The following is a 19,100-nucleotide window of genomic DNA, read 5'->3' on the forward strand; positions in this document are numbered from 1 at the left end:
CTACAAAAATGTACGAACAAAGCCTCTCATGTCTCTACGAAATATTAACTTAACTATATGATAACACAACTTAATCTAATTTAAAAGCTTGAGTGGCTTTTACTGCAGTTTTCCAACCTTTATAAAGTTTTTCACGTTCTTCTTCTTCAAGTTCAGGTTTGAATTCTGTTTCTAATTTCCAACGTTGTTTTATCTCATCTTTAGATTTCCAGAAACCTACTGCTAATCCAGCTAAGTATGCTGCACCTAATGCAGTTGTTTCATTTACTTCTGGTCTTTCTACTGGCGTATTTACAATATCAGCTTGGAATTGCATTAAGAAATTATTCTTAACAGCGCCGCCATCAACTCTTAATGTTTCAACATTAATACCAGAATCTTTTTCCATTGCTTCTAACACATCTCTAGTTTGGTAACATAATGATTCTAAAGTTGCTCTAATGAAATGTTCTTTTTCAGTACCACGTGTTAAGCCGAAGATTGCACCTCTAGCATCTGCATCCCAATAAGGTGTACCTAAACCAACAAACGCTGGTACGACGTATACGCCTTCTGTAGATTTAACACGATTTGCATAATCTTCTGATGCTGGTGCTGATTTAATCATTCTTAAGCCATCTCTTAACCATTGAATAGCTGATCCTGATACGAAAATACTACCTTCAAGTGCGTAGTTTACTTTACCATCTAGACCATAAGCTAATGTTGTTAATAAACCACTTTCAGATTTTACAGCTTTTTCACCAGTGTTCATTAACATAAATCCACCAGTACCGTATGTGTTCTTGACTTCTCCACTTTCGAAGCAAGCTTGTCCGAATAATGCAGCTTGTTGGTCACCTGCTACACCAGCGATTGCAATTTTTTCACCGAAGAAGTGATGTTGTTGAGTATAACCATATACTTCACTTGAAGGTTTAACTTCTGGCAACATAGAAGCTGGTACATCAAGATATTCTAATAATTCTTCGTCCCATTTCAAGTCATAAATGTTATACATTAATGTTCTACTTGCGTTTGAATAATCTGTTACATGAACGTCACCTGTAAATTTCCAGATTAACCATGTATCAATTGTTCCGAATAATAAATCGCCGTTTTCAGCTTTTTCTCTAGCACCTTCAACATTATCAAGAATCCATTTAACTTTTGTACCTGAGAAATATGGATCTAATAATAGACCAGTTTTTTCTTTAAAAATTGGTTCTAAATCTTTAGATTTTAATTCTGTACAAATGTCTTGAGTTTGTCGAGATTGCCAAACAATTGCATGATAAACTGGGCGTCCCGTATTTTTATCCCATACGACAGCAGTTTCCCTTTGGTTTGTGATACCAATACCTTCGATTTGCTTTGGACTAATGTTATTTTCATTAAGTACACTTGAAATAACTGCTAATACTGAAGTCCAAATTTCATTCGCATCATGCTCAACCCAACCACCTTTAGGGAAGTATTGCTTAAATTCTCTTTGACTCACAAATTTGATAGTACCTTCTTTATCAAAAAGTATTGCTCTAGAACTTGTTGTACCTTGGTCAATTGATAAAATGTATTTTTCCATATTAAACACTCCTATAAATTTGTATATTACAGAATTTCTGAAACTTCGTCTTTAAGTATTGATTTATTTAAGAAAATACCAGACAATACGACAATCACTGTAAAGATGATTGAGAATATAACGAAACCGTTTACAACCCCATTAAATAAAATATTAAATAATGCTGCACCTAACATACCGCCTGAAATCGGTCCTAAAATTGGCACAATTGCATATTTCCAATTTGAACTTCCTTTACCCGGAATTGGTAATAGCATATGCATGATACGTGGTCCGATATCACGAGCTGGGTTAATCGCATAACCTGTCGCACCACCTAAACTTAAACCAATTGCTACGATTAATAAACCAACAATTAAAGGATTTAAGCCATCAGTAAATTTATTAGTTCCTATAAATAATAATCCCATAACTAAGATCATAGTTCCAATAATCTCACTTAAGAAGTTTGCTACATAGTTTGGATAAGCTGGACCAGTTGAGAATACACCTAACTTAGCACCTTGATCTTCAGTTTTTTTCCAATGTGGTAAATAAGTAGCCCATACTAAAAATGCACCAATCATAGCACCAAGCATTTGAGCCACAATAAATGGAACAACTTTAGACCATGGGAATGATCCGTCAATTGCAAAGCCAAGCGTAACAGCTGGGTTTAAATGTGCCCCGGAAACATTACCAACTGCATAAACACCAAGCATAACAGCTAGCCCCCAACCTAATGAAATAACAATCCAGTCTGCACCTTTACCAAGTGCCCCTTTTAGATTGACGTTAGCACATACACCGCCACCAAATAATATTAAGATGGCTGTACCGATTAATTCACCTAAAAATTCACTCATATTAAACACCCTCCTAAATATAATATGCTAATACATAAAAAGCCCCCTACGTTGAACTACACATCATATTCATATAGTAATTTATACAAATTTAACGCATAGTTTCTTTTCGTAGAGGGTCTCATTTACTCATCTCATATATTAACTTAATTAGAAGTATAATACTTTATGAAAACGTTGTCAAATCAATTTACCAAATTGTAATATCGCTAGATGTAACATATTGTGCACCGCTTTCAATTGCTAAATCAATTTCTTCTTTCGTGTTAATTAATCCACCTGCAATAATTCGCTTACCTGTTTTATCATTGATTTCTTTGATTACTTTAGTAGCAACACCTGGTAATACTTCCACTAAATCAGGGTCTGATTGTTTAATTAGTTCAATACTTCTACTTAACGCTGTGCTATCAAGAATGAACACACGTAATATCGTTAACGTATTTAATTTTTTGGCACGTTTAATAATTTTTGATTTCGTTGATATAATGCCATGTGGTTTATATTGTTGTATAACATATTCAACAGCCGCTTCATCATTTGATAAACCTTTTATTAAATCAATGTGTAGCATCACTTCTTTTTGATGCTTTTTCATTTGCTCTAAAATGCCTTGCAAATGACCGATATGTGTATCTAATAAAACGCATCTTTCATAATCCATTTTTAAAAATTTTTCCATATCTTTCATAGAGCGAATAGCCGGTAATATATGCTTATTCATTTTATCCTCCTACATAACGCGTTTAAATAATTTTTCTAATTCATACGTCGTTAATTCAATAATAATTGGTCTTCCGTGCGGACAAGTAAACGGGTCAGTTGTTTCTCTTAATTCATCAATTAAATGACTCATTTCATGATTTCTTAAATAATGATTAGCTTTAATAGATTTCTTACAACTCATCATAATTGCTGCATCTTCTCTTAATTTTTTAATATCAACTTTTTCATGATTTAACACGTAATCGATCATATCTTTAATAATTTCTTCAGCCTCAACATTTGGCAACCAAACTGGGTATTCGCTCACCATATAGTCATGATGACCAATTGGTTCTAAAAATACGCCCGCTTCTGCAAGTGATTGTAAATATTTTTCAATAATCATGTGCTCATCTTTAGAAAAATTAAATGTTAGTGGCAACAACAAACTTTGTGTTTCGTTTGTGACTTCACCAATTTTTTCTTTGAAAAATTCATATTTAATTCGTTCTTGTGCAGCATGTTGATCAATCATAAACATGCCTGTATCATTTTGTGCCACAATATATGTTCCGTGAACTTGACCTACAACTTCCATATACGGTACACGTGGCGCTTCAGATACTTGTTCTTCTTCAATTGGCGCTTGATATGGTGTATCGACATGTTCTACTGTATCTTGAACTTCATAAGTTTCTTCATTATTTTCAATATGCTCGGGTTCATCATTTTGAACATCTATATCTCTATTAGTTTCCTGATTGATAGTATCTTCTTGTATAACCGAATGATGTTCTGTCTTATCTTTAAATTGCCAAGAAGGTGAAGGTTCTCTGCTTGCAATGTCATTTGTTTTTTCAATTTCTTCAACACTTTTAGTATTATGAGATATATGCTGATGTTGAGTTGTATTTTGATTTCTTTTAGCTTCAAAATCTATTTTTTGTTGTTCAAAAATTTCTTTTTGTGATTTTTTTGGCTTTTGTTTTTCTAAAGATGTGTCTGGAATTAATGACATACCTCTAAATGCTTCTTTAATTTTTTGATTAATCAAATCATAAAGTAGTTGTTCTTTAGAAAGCCTTACTTCAAGTTTAGTCGGATGTACGTTAACATCTACTAAAATCGGATCCATTTCAATATTTAAATAAACGATAGGATATCTACCGATTGGTAAGAGTGTATGATAACCTTCTATAATCGCTTTGTTAAGTACAAAGTTCTTGATATATCGCCCGTTGATAAATATAGAAATATAATGTCGATTGCTTCTCGTGTGCTCAGGTTTACAAATAAATCCGTTTACGACGTAATCATCTGTTTCTCCATTTATTGGTACAAGGTCTTTCGCAATTTTCATGCCATAAATTTCAGCCATTACTTCATTTGTTCTTCCCGAACCATTCGTTGAAATAACTGTTTTATCATCTGATACGAGATTAAATGCAATATTCGGATGACTCATTGCCATTCTATTGACTATATCCGTAATTTTACCCAGTTCAGTATACAAACTTTTAACATATTTTAGTCTTGCTGGCGTATTATAGAATAAATCTTCAACAAGAATATCTGTACCTTTTTTAGCTTTAGCAGGTTGTTTTTTCGTAATTTCACCATTTTCAACGCGCACTTCATGTCCAAGCATACCATCTGTACAAGTCTTCATCGTCACTCTACTCACTGATGAAATACTCGCCAAAGCTTCTCCTCTAAAGCCAAGTGTACGAATATGAAACAAATCATAATCGTTATTAATTTTACTTGTCGCATGTCTACCAAATGCTTTGGCAATATCCTCTTCTTCAATGCCTGTTCCATTATCTACGACTCTAATAGATTGAATACCTGATTCTTTAATCGAAATATCAATTTGAGTTGCTTGAGCATCAATTGCATTTTCCAACAATTCTTTCACGACAGAAGCTGGTCTTTCAACCACTTCACCTGCAGCTATTTTGTTGGCTAAAGATAATTCGAGTTCTTTAATTTTTCCCAATGCACTCACACTTTCTATTTAAGTTGTTTTTGTAATTCATGCAGTTTTGATAATGCTTCAATAGGTGTTATGTTCATTAAATCAATTGATTTAAGTTTCTTTTCAATTTCAGATTGCCCTTGTTCTTCAAATAATTGGAATGACGGTTGTTCATACTTATCTGCTTCTTTTTCTACTTTTGTATGAGATTCAAGTTCTTGCAAAATAGTATGAGCTCTTTCAATAATTTCATCAGGTAAATCCGTTAACTTTGCTACATGAATACCATAACTTTGATCAACTGCGCCTTCTTTTACTTTATGCAAGAAAATCAATTCTCCTTGATATTCTTGTGCAGCAACGTGAATATTTTTAAGTCCAGATAACGTTTCATCTAAATGTGTTAACTCATGATAATGTGTAGAGAATAATGTTTTTGCTTTTGTATGATGATGTACATATTCAATCATAGACTGTGCAAGCGCTAGACCATCAAATGTAGATGTACCTCTTCCAATTTCATCAAATATAATTAAGCTATCTTCAGTTGCACCAACCATAGCTTTTTCAGCTTCTAACATTTCGACCATAAATGTACTTTTGCCTGATACTAAATCATCTGCTGCACCAATTCTTGTAAAGATTTGATCAAATATTGGCAATTGCGCATAATCTGCAGGCACATATGCTCCCATTTGAGCCATAATACTAATAATAGCTATTTGACGCATATACGTACTCTTACCAGACATATTTGGTCCTGTTATTAAATAGATAAAGCCTTCTTTATCTAAATAACAGTCATTTGGTACATAGTCATTATGATCCATTACGCGTTCAACAACCGGATGTCGCGATGATTTAAGTGATAATGTTTTATCTTCACTAAAGATTGGGCGAGTATAATGATATTTTTGCGCAATTTCAGCAAAGCTTTGTAAACAGTCTATTTCTGATAGTAATTTAGCTTGTGCTTGTAATTTTTCAGTATAAGCTTTCACTTCTTGTCTTAAATCAAGGAATAGTTGATATTCTAGTTCAATTGCTTTATCTTCTGCACCTAAAATGATAGATTCTTTTTCTTTCAATTCTTCAGTAATAAATCGTTCAGCATTTGATAATGTTTGCTTACGTTGATATCCTAAAGCATCTGTATCAATATGATTTAAATTTGCTTTTGTAATTTCAATATAGTACCCAAAAACTTTGTTAAAGCTTACTTTTAATGATTTTACACCCGTTCGTTCACGTTCTTTTAATTGTAATTCTGCAATCCATTGCTTTCCATTTGTTGAAGCTTCTTTATATTGATCTAATGTTTCGTTAAAGCCTTTTTTAAATATCCCACCTTCTTTAACAGAAATCGGTGGATCTTCTACTAAACTTTCATCTAATAATCGTTCTAAATCATTTAATGTTTCAAGATCTTTAAATCGATCTATAGACTTTGAGTCTAATCTTTCAATAATTTCTTTAACATATGGAATTTGCTTTATTGAATAATTCAACTGTACTAAATCTTTAGCATTCACATTGCCGTAGCTAACTCTTCCGACTAATCTTTCAATATCATAAACCATATTTAAATAACTTCTAAGTTCATCACGTTCAATAAAACCATTCACTAATTGTTCAACAGCATCTAATCTTTGCTCGATATCTCTTTGGTTTATAAGTGGTCGATCTATCCATTGCTTTAATCTTCTTGCGCCCATAGGTGTCTTCGTATCATCCATCAACCATAATAATGTACCTTTCTTAGATTTAAGTCTGATACTTTCTGTTAATTCAAGATTTCGTTTCGCGTAAAAGTCCATTTTCATATAATCTAAAGCTCTATATACGACAACTTCTTCTAAATGTGGCATATCGCGTTTACCGTTATCATGAATATAATTTAATAAATAATTTAATGACCTTTTTTGAGCGTGAGATGTACCCGTGACAACTTCATAATCTCGTTCTTCATAGCTATCAATAACTGTGATTGTTTCAGTTATAAGCTGAATTTGTTTATATAAATTATCTGGTAACACTTTATTAACAATAATCTCATTAGGGTGAATCGTTGTAATTTCATTAATTAAAGTTGTTTCATCAACAAATGATGTTACTTTTAATTCACCTGTTGTGACATCACAGTAACTTAAATGAAACTCTCCGTCTTCTTTTATAAATCCTAATATATAATTATTTGTTTTTTCGTCCATACCCTTTTGATCCATAACCGTACCTGGCGTAATGACTTGCACAACTTCTCTACGAACCATTCCTTTAGTTTGTGTCGGATCTTCCATTTGTTCACAAATCGCGACTTTATAACCTTTTGAAATAAGTTTTTCAATATATCCAGAAGCAGAATGATACGGTACCCCGCACATTGGTATTGGATCTTTTTTAGCATCTCTTCTTGTTAGTGTTATTTCTAATACTCTCGATGCTTCAATTGCATCATCATAGAACATTTCATAAAAATCACCTAATCTGAAAAATAATAATGTATCTTGATATTGAGATTTTATCTTTAAATATTGAGCCATCATCGGCGTTGGTTTAGACATCTTTATTCACGTTCCTTTTTTTAACTTTCGATTTATCTATTTTATCAAAATTTCTACTATTAAACGAGTATGTTTATTTATTAAAAAAAGAGCGTAATGAAGCAATTTATGCTTCACGCCCTTTAATTCATGATGTATCTTTAATTATCATTTTTTAATTTCTTTAATATACCTCTTTTTTCAAAAGCTTTTAATAATATATAACTCGCGATAGCGCCTATTAGACTACTAAAGAAAAATGATAAAAATAATGGCCAAAATGCAATTTTTCCTAATCCTAGTAACCAACCAATCGGAATACAAACGAAGCTACCTATCACACCAGTACCTATTACTTCACCTAAAGATGCAATCGATAATTGTTTGCGATATTTATAAAGTAAACTTGCTAATAATACGCCTATCATACTACCTGGAAAAGCAAAAATCGTTCCTAAACCTAGTAAGTTTCTAATAAACGAAGATAACAAAGCTTGCGCTAAGCCATACCATGGTCCAAGAAATACGGCTGATATTACATTAATGAAATGTTGCATTGGCAATGCTTTTATTGGACCTATTGGTATCGTGATAAATGTACTAAAGACAACATTTATTGTTGTTAATATTGCGGTTAAAGTCATTAATTTTGTCTTCTTCATTATATTTCCTCCAAATAAAAAATCATTAGTCTACGTATTGGCAGACTAATGATTAAAAGCATATATAATCTTTAGTTGCACAATCTCTACGCCAGTATTACCTGGATCAAATCTACACGTATATTCTCAGCCTTGTTAGGCACCGTGTGTGCAATATGTTAAATATTAATTTGAACAGCTACTTGTATTTGGAGCATTTCTAACGGCTGCACCAGTTTCACCAGTAAGTTGATTACCACCTGTTGATTCAATAATTTCATTTGTAACTGTATGGCTAATTGAATGAGATACCATTTGTAAAAGCTCATTAACTTCAACTTGTGCTTCTTTAAATTCACTTACAATTGGCATTTCATCTAATTCTTTTTCAATGTTTTTAATTTTTTCTTCAACCATAGCTAAAGCTTTATCTTTACCATAGTTTTGGAAATTAACTGCTTGTTTTTGTAAAGATTTCAAACTAGCCATTTTTTCTCTGACTGTTTGATTCTCATGAATTTGCGCTTCTGCACGTTTAAAGAAATCTACTTCTTCTGTTTCTGACATCATTTTCCCCAGTTTACGCGCTTGTTCTAAAATATCATCTTTTGTATACATTTAATGTACCACCTTTTCTTTAGATACAACATCTATAAATTCACCATTTAATGAATATTGTTTTGCTTCAGTAATTTTTACTTTTACGATTTTGCCGATTACATCTTTTGGTGCTTTAAAGTTAACTAATTTATTCTTTTCAGTATAGCCTGCTAATACCGCTTCATCTCTCTTACTTGAACCTTCACATAGAACAAATACTTCTTGTCCTTCATATGGTTTCAATGATTCTGCAGCATATTCACCAACTACTTTATTTAATCTTTGAAGTCTTTCTTTTTTCTCTTTATCAGGCACATTATCTTTCATCTTAGCTGCTGGTGTACCTTCTCTTGGAGAATATACATATGTGTAGGCATGTTCGAAACCAACTTCATGATACAACTTTATTGTTTCTAAAAATTGTTCTTCTGTTTCATTAGGATAGCCAACAATGATATCCGTTGTCAATGCTACATCTGGAATTGCTGCTCTTATTTTTTGAACTAATTCCAAATAACTTTCACGTGTATATTTTCTACCCATAATTTTTAACACTTGGTTATTACCAGATTGTACTGGTAAATGTATATGAGGTACGATATTTCCACCATTAGCAATCACTTCAATTAAACGATCATCAAAGTCCCAAGGATGACTTGTCGTAAAACGTACGCGCGGTATATCGATTTTAGTGATGTCATTTAACAAATCACCTAATCCATAATTTAAACCTTCGATATCTTTACCGTATGCATTTACATTTTGACCTAATAAACATATTTCTTGGTAACCTTGTCTAGCTAGGTCTCTTACTTCAGCAATAATTTCTTCAGGCATACGACTTCTCTCTTTACCACGTGTAAACGGTACAATACAATACGTGCAGAATTTGTCACAACCGTACATAATATTTACCCATGTTTTAATTCTACCATTTCTTACTTTAGGTAGATTTTCGATAACGTCGCCTTCTTTAGACCATACTTCAACAACCATCGCTTTAGACATATATGCTTCTTCTAAAATTTCAGGCAATCTATGGATGTTGTGTGTACCGAAAATCATATCAACATTCTGGTATGATTTAAGAATCTTATTAACGACAGATTCTTCTTGTGACATACATCCACATACACCTATTAAACAATCTGGTCGCTCTTGTTTAAGATGCTTTAAATTCCCAATTTCACTGAACACTTTATTTTCAGCATTCTCTCTTATCGCACACGTATTAAGTAATATCACATCTGCATCTTCTACTGAATTCGTCGGTCCAAAACCTAACGCCTGCAAAATACCAGCCATTACTTCCGTATCATGTTCATTCATTTGACAACCATATGTTCTAATATAGAATTTACGACCTTTCCCCATACCTCTATGTCGTTCGTCTATTTTAAAATCATCATGATATTCAACTTGTGATTTCCCTCTTTGTTTAGCGTCCTTTAAATTTGGAGGTTGATAAACATGTTCGAAGTACTTGCTATAATCCTTCTCTAAATTAGGTTCTGTCTTCGCTTTGGCCCCATGTTTTCTTTGCTCTTCATTCAATTTCAAAACCCTTTCTGCCCATATATTTATACCTATATATTATATTAGAGTTCAACATAAAGTGCAAAAATGTTCCGACATTTTTGCACTTTCATTTCATGTATCAAATATTTAATTTTAAAGATGCTTAATCCAAAATCTTCTCGTATTTTCTTCTTCATCTGATTTATACGGTTCATCTTCTACACCATTATTATTTATAATGACTTTCGCACTTGCATCATTTGATTCATCACAAGTTACAAGAACAGAATGAACACCTTCATTATTCAAATTCTTAACTGCATAATTTAACAACTTAGTCGCATAACCTTTGCCTCGTTCGCTTTTTCTAACACCGTAACCGACATGTCCACCTTTTTTATTTAAATAGTCATTTAAGGCATATCTAATATTTACAGCGCCAACAATTTTGTCATCATCAATAAGTACATATGTTTTTGCTTTTACAAAGTTTGCGTCAACTGGGTCTATCGCTTCTTCTAACATAATTAACATCTTATCAAAACCACCGTGTTGACGGACGTCAGTCGCCCATGGAACAACCGGTTCTTCGTTTTCATACCATTCATTTATATATTCTGTGAATAACGATTCAATATCTTTATCTATTTCTCTGAATTCCATAAACGCATCCCCTTTTAGTTTAATTCTTTTATTTGCTCATCATCATTTGTATTTAACATATGATAATAAATGCCTTGTTGTTCGATTAACGCATCTTGTGAGCCAGATTCAATCAATTCACCGTGAGATAATACAAAGACTAAGTCTGCTTTTTTAACTGTATTTAAACGGTGCGCAATAATAACACTCGTTCTACCTTGCATTAATGTATCCAGTGCTTCTTGAATTTTAATTTCAGTAACTGTATCGATACTACTTGTTGCTTCATCCAATAAAAGTATTTTAGGATCTTGAAGTAAACATCTTGAGATAGAAATAAGCTGTTTCTCACCTTGAGATAACGATCCAGATTCACCTTTTAATACGGTATCATAACCATTTTCTAAAGCTTCTATAAAGTCATGTGCATTTGCTTTTTTGGCAGCTTCTACAACTTCTTCATATGTAGCATTAGGCGTTCCATACATAATATTGTCTTTAATCGTTCCGTCAAATAAATAGGAATCTTGTAACACGACACCTATAGAACTTCTCAAAGATTCACGCGTTATTTTATTAATTGGAATGCCATCTATAAGAATACGTCCTTTGTTCACTTCATAATAATGTAGAATAAGTTGCACGATTGTCGTCTTACCTGCCCCAGTTGCGCCGACTAATGCAACAGATTCACCGTTATTAATTTTAAAGGATAAATCTTTTATAGTCGGTACTTTTTGGTTAGGATCATATTTGAATTCAACATGTTCGAATTCAATTTTTCCATTAATATTTTGATAATCTTGCGCCTCTTTATCATCTTTCTCACTTGGCTCATCCATAATATCAAAGACACGTTCGGCACCTGCTATTGCAGATAATACTGTATTAAATTGGTTTGCTAAATCTGATAATGGTCTTGTAAACTGTCTCGCATATTCAGCGAAAATCACGATTACCCCAACTGTAACACCAGCAGTTTGATTAAGAGCTAATATACCACCAATACCAGCTACAATGGCAAAGCTTAAATTATTTAAATAGTTCATTACTTTCGGTATTAAACCACCAAATGTGATTGACCAAAAACTATATTCTCTCACGTCTTTCGCTTTTTCATTAAATGTATCTATAACATACTTTTCTTGAGAAAAAGCTTTAACTACTGTTTGTCCATTTACAATTTCCTCGATATATCCATTCATAATTCCAAATTGTTTTTGGCGTAAAGCATATAACACACTTGTTCGTGCAGTAATCCATCTTAAGCTTATAAACATGATTGGAATAATAATAACTGTCAATAGTGTAAGTAAAGGACTTAAATAAAGCATAATTGAAAGTGTACCAATGAGTGTCACGACACTAGAAGTAAACTGTATAAATGATGAATTTAATACTTGTGATACATTTTCAATATCATTTTGCATTCGACTCATCAGTTCACCGTGTTGCTTTTGATCATAATAAGCGACAGGCAAAGTTTGAAAATGTTTAAAGAGTTGATTTCTTAATAAATATACCGTGCGCTGGGCAATACTGACCATCATAAATGAGCCTATATATGATGTAACTGACAGCATTATATATACAATAGCAAGCAGTATGATATATTGTGGCAGCCCATTTAATTCTTTCGGTATAATTTTCGTATCAATGATATGTCCGATTAAAAACGGTCCAACTAAACTTAATATGGATGAACAAATAATCATTAGAATTACGACAATCAATTGTATTCGCTTTTCATCTATTAATTTCCATATATTTAATAATGTACCTTTCGTATCTCTTGCTCTTTTTTTCTTTTTAGTTGGATTTTGAGTACGATTTTTATCTTCAAATACTGATTTATGACCATAAGGGTTTCTTAGACTCATGATGAACTCACCGCACTTTCTTGACTACTTGCAATTTCTTTATACAATGGTGATGTTTCTAATAGTGTTTCATGTGTCCCAATCGCTTCAATACGTCCATCGACTAGTAACATAATTCGATCTGCTGTTTGAGCAGTTGAAATTTTTTGTGTCACAATTAATTTAGTCGTTTCTTCATCTTCCAAAGCATCCCATAAAGCAGATTCCGTCTTAATATCTAATGCTGATGTTGAATCATCTAAAATTAATAAACCTGGTTTCCTAACAAGTGCTCTAGCAATAGATAGTCTTTGCTTTTGACCACCTGATAACGTAACACCTTGTTGGCCAATCATCGTATCATATTGATGATCAAAACGTTCGATAGATTGATGTATTTGGGCTTTTTCTGAAGATAATTCTAACATTTCACTTTCGGCTGATGGATCTCCAAATTGTAAATTCTCATAAATTGTTCCTGAGAATAACAATGCTTTTTGAGGTACGTATCCAATTGCATCTCTTAAAGATTCAATTTCCCAATCATTTACGTTTTTATTGTTAAGCAATATTTCTCCAGATGTCACTTTATACATTTTAGGTATCAAACTGAGTAAAGTTGATTTACCAGAACCAGTAGATCCCATAATGGCAAAAGTTTCTCTCGGTTTCACTTCAAATGATATATGTTCTAAAACAGGCTTATGACTATTTGGATACGTGAAAGAAACATCTTTAAATTGAATAGGATATGCATAATTTGGCTTATGTTCGATTTCATTATTGAACACTTTTTCATCTGATGGCGTAATTAATACTTCTTCAATTCGTTCACTTGATGCTTTCATTCTGCTAAGTGTCATGATTAAGAAAGCAAGCATCCCAAATCCACCTTGCATTCTCATACCATAATTTAATATAGCAACTAATTTACCAACTTCTAAAGTAGAATGATCGACCATATCTGAACCAAACCATACAACAGCTAATATACTGCCATTTATAATCAATAATAATGAAGGATTGATAAATTCCATGAGGCGTAACGCGTATGTATAATTGCTTCTAATATCTTTGATTTTTTCATTAAATTGATTGATTTCTTGTTTGCTCGTTTGGCTTGCTTTAATTAATCTAACCGCTTCTAAATTCTGTTGGAAAAATCTATTCATTTCATCAAATTTTCTTTGTATTTTTGTGAATAGTTTAGATCCTTTTCGCGCAATTACAAATATAATAATAAAAATAATCGGAGAACCTATTACTAAATAAATTGCTAATTTCGGTTCGACTGCAAAACTTAATATAATGCTCCCAATAATCATTAAAGGTGCTCGTAACATGATTCGAATTGACATATATACTGCTTGATCACAATTGGTTACATCACTTGTTAACCTCGTAATTAAACTTGAAGTCTTAAACCTCTCTAATGTTGCTAAAGAAAAAGATTGGATTTTCTTAAATTGTTCAGTTCTTAAATCATAAGCAAATGCTTGTGATACATGACCCGCAACAAAACTATTCCATATCCCTGATAAAAGGGCTACTAATCCTGTTACAAGCATAATCATTAAATATAAATATACGTGGTTCAAATCATTCTTTAAAATGCCGTTATCAATAATTTCTGATATAAAAATGGGTTGAATGAGTTCAACCGCTAATTCTACTAACATTAATATTAAACCGAGTATAAACAACCATTTATACGGTCTAATAAATTTAAGTACCGTTTTCAATTTACATATCCCCTTTAATATATTTTCCTATAACATTCTCCTTTTCTTCTAACTCATTATTTTGAAATTATGATTTATACTTATCCGTTAATGTATCCATTGTTATTCCTTCAGGCACATGATAGAACTTTATCTGAGAAATAATACTGTCACATTCAAGTTCAACCATACGTTCATTTATTTGTTCAATAAGAATAAGACATGCATTTAAATCTCCTTCTATCGTTGTTTCTAAAGGATGCACTTCATATTTAAGACCCGATTGATCGATGATACTGATTGCCTCATCAACTAATGGAATAACACCTGTTTGTTGATGTTCTGGAATAATTTGAATACTCATTAATGTATTTGTCATTTCGAATCCCCCTTTTCTATGTATAAAAGCTCATAGATAAATCTATGAGCTTAAAGTGGTATAATTATATAATTATTTAAACTGAGAAACAAGTTCATCAAATTGATTTTGTTCTAGTTTAAGTGATTTTTTAACAAGCGGTTGCTCATCAAACTGTTCAATTTGTGATTCATATGATGGTGTATCTTTATCTTGATAAATAATACCTGTAATCATTGATTCAGTATCTAATACAGTTTGCATTGCTTGAGATTTATTCGTATTATCATAACCTTCAATATCTGCAAGCTTTGTTAAATTTTCTTTAAACCAGTCGTACGTATTAATTTTATTATACGTTACACATGGTGAAAATACATTTACAAATGAAAATCCTTTATGATTAATCGCTTCTTCAATTATACTTGTTAATTCTTTAATATCACTAGAGAAACTTTGAGCGACAAATGTTGCACCAGATGATATCGCCAATTCTAAAGGTGCAATATTTTGTTCGATGTTACCTTTTGGAGTTGATTTCGTTACAAATCCTTTAGCAGAACTTGGTGATGTTTGTCCTTTAGTTAAACCATAAATTTGGTTATCCATAACGATATAAGTCATATCCATATTTCTTCTTAATGCATGAACAGTATGACCCATACCAATCGCAAATCCATCACCGTCACCACCTGAAGCGATAACAGTTAAATCTTTATTTGCCATTTTAACACCTTGTGCTAATGGTAAAGAACGGCCATGTATAGAATGAACGCCGTATGAATTCACATAACCACTTAAACGGCCTGAACATCCAATCCCTGTAATAATGGCAACTTCTTCTGGCTCTAACCCAACATTAGCTGCAGCTTTTTGAATCGCAGCTTGTACTGAGAAATCTCCACAACCTGGACACCAGTTTGGTTTAACATTATTTCTAAAATCTTTAAATGTTGCCAATTAAATCAACTCCTTCATATTACTTACGATTTCTAACGCTTTATCTTCTATTTCATGTGGTAAGAACGGTGTACCGTCATATTTAGTTTGGTTAATAATTTTATTTTGATGATTAATATTCATCTTAATAATATTAGATAATTGTCCTTGATAGTTATGCTCAGCTACAACAACTTTTTTAGCTTTGTTAAATGCTTCTTGCACAACATCTGAAGGGAACGGATGAAGTTGTCTAATTTGAATGTGATTAACTTTCACATTTTGTTGATCCAATCTTGAAATAGCTTCTTCGATTGCACCAGCTGTTGAGATAAAGCCAACATATAATATATCCGCTTCTTCATATTTTTCATTAGATTCTACTGGCTCATCTATCAATAATTGAGCTGTCTTGCGCATACGTTTATCCATTTGTTTTTGTCTGTTTTCAGCACTTTCAGAAGGTTTTCCTTCTTCATCATGTTCAACACCTGTTACGTGATGGATACCGCCTTTTGTACCTGGTAAGATACGTGGTGAAATACCTGAATCTGTTAAAGCATAACGTTTAAAGTACGCTTTATCTTCTTGTTTTTCTAAATCACCTTCAACCAATGCACCTCTACGAATTTCAACTTTGCTATAATCTAATGATTCGACAGTTTGTTTACCTAATGATAATTGTAAATCTGATAATAAAATAACTGGACATTGATTTTCTTCAGCTAAGTTAAACGCTTCTACAGTTAAGTAGAACGCATCACTTGCACTAGTTGGTGCCAATACGATTTTAGGAATGTCACCATGTGTACCATAAATCATTTGCATTAAATCTGATTGTTCTTGTTTCGTTGGCAGACCAGTAGAAGGACCTCCACGTTGTGTATTGACAATCACAAGTGGTGTTTCAGTCATACCTGATAAACCTATTGATTCCATCATTAATGATAAACCTGGACCTGCTGAAGATGTGAATGAACGTACACCTGCATAGTTTGAACCTATAGCCATTGTACATGCTGCAATTTCATCTTCTGTTTGAATAACCGTACCGCCTAATGCTGGTAAACGATCAATCATATACTCCATAATTTCTGATGCTGGTGTAATTGGATATGCTGCCATAAATCTAACACCTGCTGCAACAGCACCTAAACCAATTGCATCATTCCCTATCATAAATAAATGACCTTCTGAGTCAGTTGGTTCTAATGTATGTTCACTTTGTAAATCGTCCATTTGTTCAGACATTAAGCGATATCCTTCATTTAAAGCTTGAATGTTTAAATCTACTACACTCTCACCTTTTTTACCGAATAGATCTTTTATTAATGATTCAAATACTTTTGTATCTAAATTCATTACAGCACAAGTTGCACCAACTGCGACCATATTTTTCATAAGTGCAGTGCCCAATTCTTTTGCTACACCTGTGAATGGTAAACTAACCAATTGTGCTTTACTATCTTCTGGATTTTGTGGTTTCGCTTTTTCATCTGCAATAATAATGCTGCCTTCAAGCATTTCATGATAGTTAACTTCTATCGTCTCTTGATCAAATGCAATTAATATATCTAAATCGTCACTAATAGCTCTTACTGGTTTTGACGATACTCTAATTTTATTATTTGTATGCCCACCTTTAATTCTACTTGAAAAATGGCGATATCCGTATAAATAATATCCTTGACGGTTCATAGCAGTTGCAAAAATTTCACCTGTTGATTCAATTCCTTCGCCTTGCTGTCCGCCCACTTTCCATGAAATTTGTGATTTCATTTTATGGCCTCCCCATGTAATATCTCATGTTATATCATAACAAAAAAACCCTTTTAATCCTATGAAATTAAAGGGTTTTAGTAAAAATCAGTCTAATGGACGATACTATTCAAATGGATGATCGTCATTAATTAATATACGTTGTATTTTTTTAGCTTTACCCGCACTATCAAGGTCAATAATAACACCTGACAATACTTTTCTACCTTCGTCTGGTAAATTATGACGTTGAGGTAAACTTGTTATAAATCTTTCTATAACTTCATCTTTATTAATACCTAATATGCCATCATAATAACCTGTCATACCTACGTCAGTAATATAAGCAGTACCTTCATTTAACACACGCTCATCTGATGTTTGAATATGCGTATGTGTACCAACCATGGCACTAACTCTACCATTCAAATACCATCCCATTGCGTTTTTCTCTGAAGTTGTTTCAGCATGAAAATCGACAAATATATACGGCGTTATTTTTGAAGCTTGTTCTATAAGTTCATCTGCTTTTTTGAATGGGCAGTCAATTGCTGGCATAAATGAACGACCTTGTAAGTTAATGATTGCGATATCTTTATCATTAACTCTAATAATTCTCATGCCAAGACCTGGTGCTTCTTCAGGGAAATTCGCTGGACGAACCATTCTATTTGCTTGTCCAATAAAGTCATATATTTCTCTTTGACCATAAGTATGATTACCCATCGTTAAAAAGTCGGCACCCATTCTTAAAATATCCTTATAAATTTTCTCTGTTAAACCTTTACCATGAGCAGCGTTTTCTGCATTCACAATCGTAAACGTTGGTTTATAACTCGCTTTAATTTTTGGTAAATATGTTTCTAACTGTTCTCTTCCTAGTTTGCCTACAATATCACCTATAAATAAAATTCTCAATATTGACATCCTCTCTATTCACTCTATATTCTAATTCAAAATAAAAAATTTTAAAAGAGATGATTATTAATTTTTTATTAGGGTATACATAATACGAGCGTTATTCAAACACATTTGTTTAGTAACGTTACAAAATCTAATAGGAGTGTTTATTTAAACATGGGAATTGAAATCCAACCAGAAAAATTTGCAGAATTAGTGGTTAGAGCAAATCCATCCGTAGAAGAAAATGCAGAAGATATCGCGAAAGACAGTTTAGAACTATACGTTACAGCATTCAAACTGGCTGAAAAATATGGTAGTTGTGGCGTAAATTCACAAGAAACGTCCAACGTTTTAAAAGAAGCATTAGATTTAGAACTGAACTTAACACGTTAAATTTATTATAAAATACTAATATCAAAAACCATCGCTATAGACTGTAGCGATGGTTTTTGGTTTGTAATAATAAAAATGTTTGAATAGACGTGAGTTAAAAGATGAATAAACTCACGAGTTCTCTAATCTTGTGGGT

Annotated in this window: 16 protein-coding genes and 1 riboswitch; of the genes, 1 reads left to right on the top strand and 15 read right to left on the bottom strand. The window is 32.5% G+C overall.

The window, feature by feature from the left end; translation table 11 throughout:
* Positions 1 to 70 precede the first annotated feature (70 nt).
* The 15 genes from glpK to LQ617_RS02705 all read right to left on the bottom strand — a co-directional run bounded on the left by glpK (position 71) and on the right by LQ617_RS02705 (position 18,586).
* The gene (gene glpK / locus LQ617_RS02635) at positions 71 to 1,564 is read right to left on the bottom strand and encodes a glycerol kinase GlpK (protein ID WP_037587871.1); all 1,494 of its coding nucleotides are present in this window, start codon (positions 1,562 to 1,564) and stop codon (positions 71 to 73) included.
* A 26-nt stretch (positions 1,565 to 1,590) separates the two neighbouring features.
* Positions 1,591 to 2,409, bottom strand: coding sequence for an MIP/aquaporin family protein (locus LQ617_RS02640; RefSeq protein WP_191835518.1), 819 nt, complete (start codon positions 2,407 to 2,409; stop codon positions 1,591 to 1,593).
* Positions 2,410 to 2,599: 190 nt separating this feature from the next.
* Positions 2,600 to 3,133 (bottom strand): glycerol-3-phosphate responsive antiterminator, encoded by a 534-nt coding sequence (locus LQ617_RS02645; protein ID WP_204255091.1) that lies wholly within the window; start codon positions 3,131 to 3,133, stop codon positions 2,600 to 2,602.
* A 9-nt stretch (positions 3,134 to 3,142) separates the two neighbouring features.
* On the bottom strand, positions 3,143 to 5,113 hold the full coding sequence (gene mutL / locus LQ617_RS02650; RefSeq protein WP_206167098.1) for a DNA mismatch repair endonuclease MutL: 1,971 nt from the start codon (positions 5,111 to 5,113) through the stop codon (positions 3,143 to 3,145).
* Between the two features lie 14 nt (positions 5,114 to 5,127).
* The gene (gene mutS, locus LQ617_RS02655) at positions 5,128 to 7,653 is read right to left on the bottom strand and encodes a DNA mismatch repair protein MutS (RefSeq protein ID WP_239739435.1); all 2,526 of its coding nucleotides are present in this window, start codon (positions 7,651 to 7,653) and stop codon (positions 5,128 to 5,130) included.
* Between the two features lie 140 nt (positions 7,654 to 7,793).
* A complete protein-coding gene (gene thiW / locus LQ617_RS02660) occupies positions 7,794 to 8,294 on the bottom strand; it encodes an energy coupling factor transporter S component ThiW (protein ID WP_159315070.1) in 501 nt (166 codons plus the stop codon).
* 65 nt (positions 8,295 to 8,359) lie between these two features.
* Positions 8,360 to 8,451: riboswitch (TPP riboswitch) on the bottom strand.
* Between the two features lie 8 nt (positions 8,452 to 8,459).
* The gene (locus LQ617_RS02665) at positions 8,460 to 8,891 is read right to left on the bottom strand and encodes a YlbF/YmcA family competence regulator (RefSeq protein WP_025905606.1); all 432 of its coding nucleotides are present in this window, start codon (positions 8,889 to 8,891) and stop codon (positions 8,460 to 8,462) included.
* Positions 8,892 to 10,427 (bottom strand): tRNA (N6-isopentenyl adenosine(37)-C2)-methylthiotransferase MiaB, encoded by a 1,536-nt coding sequence (gene miaB, locus LQ617_RS02670; protein WP_239739436.1) that lies wholly within the window; start codon positions 10,425 to 10,427, stop codon positions 8,892 to 8,894. It lies immediately after the preceding gene.
* A gap of 117 nt (positions 10,428 to 10,544) precedes the next feature.
* The gene (locus tag LQ617_RS02675; RefSeq protein WP_126477439.1) at positions 10,545 to 11,054 is read right to left on the bottom strand and encodes a GNAT family N-acetyltransferase; all 510 of its coding nucleotides are present in this window, start codon (positions 11,052 to 11,054) and stop codon (positions 10,545 to 10,547) included.
* Between the two features lie 14 nt (positions 11,055 to 11,068).
* Positions 11,069 to 12,913 (bottom strand): ABC transporter ATP-binding protein, encoded by a 1,845-nt coding sequence (locus tag LQ617_RS02680; RefSeq protein ID WP_239739437.1) that lies wholly within the window; start codon positions 12,911 to 12,913, stop codon positions 11,069 to 11,071.
* Positions 12,910 to 14,634, bottom strand: coding sequence for an ABC transporter ATP-binding protein (locus LQ617_RS02685; RefSeq protein WP_239739439.1), 1,725 nt, complete (start codon positions 14,632 to 14,634; stop codon positions 12,910 to 12,912). The genes LQ617_RS02680 and LQ617_RS02685 overlap by 4 nt, the downstream gene beginning before the upstream one ends.
* Before the next feature lie 67 nt (positions 14,635 to 14,701).
* A complete protein-coding gene (locus tag LQ617_RS02690) occupies positions 14,702 to 14,992 on the bottom strand; it encodes a thiamine-binding protein (RefSeq protein WP_025905601.1) in 291 nt (96 codons plus the stop codon).
* A 72-nt stretch (positions 14,993 to 15,064) separates the two neighbouring features.
* Positions 15,065 to 15,931, bottom strand: a complete 867-nt coding sequence (locus LQ617_RS02695; protein ID WP_025905600.1) for a 2-oxoacid:ferredoxin oxidoreductase subunit beta — start codon at positions 15,929 to 15,931, stop codon at positions 15,065 to 15,067.
* A complete protein-coding gene (locus tag LQ617_RS02700; RefSeq protein WP_239739445.1) occupies positions 15,932 to 17,689 on the bottom strand; it encodes a 2-oxoacid:acceptor oxidoreductase subunit alpha in 1,758 nt (585 codons plus the stop codon).
* A 105-nt stretch (positions 17,690 to 17,794) separates the two neighbouring features.
* Positions 17,795 to 18,586 carry a TIGR00282 family metallophosphoesterase gene (locus LQ617_RS02705; protein ID WP_037587854.1) on the bottom strand — a complete coding sequence of 264 codons (792 nt, stop codon included), beginning with the start codon at positions 18,584 to 18,586 and terminating at the stop codon, positions 17,795 to 17,797.
* A 159-nt stretch (positions 18,587 to 18,745) separates the two neighbouring features.
* Here LQ617_RS02705 and LQ617_RS02710 point away from each other — a divergent pair, with 159 nt between their 5' ends.
* Positions 18,746 to 18,964 (top strand): hypothetical protein, encoded by a 219-nt coding sequence (locus LQ617_RS02710; protein ID WP_025905597.1) that lies wholly within the window; start codon positions 18,746 to 18,748, stop codon positions 18,962 to 18,964.
* Positions 18,965 to 19,100 lie beyond the last annotated feature (136 nt).

This window comes from Mammaliicoccus sp. P-M59 (genome assembly GCF_022386135.1).
Classification (GTDB): Bacteria; Bacillota; Bacilli; order Staphylococcales; family Staphylococcaceae; genus Mammaliicoccus; species Mammaliicoccus sciuri_A.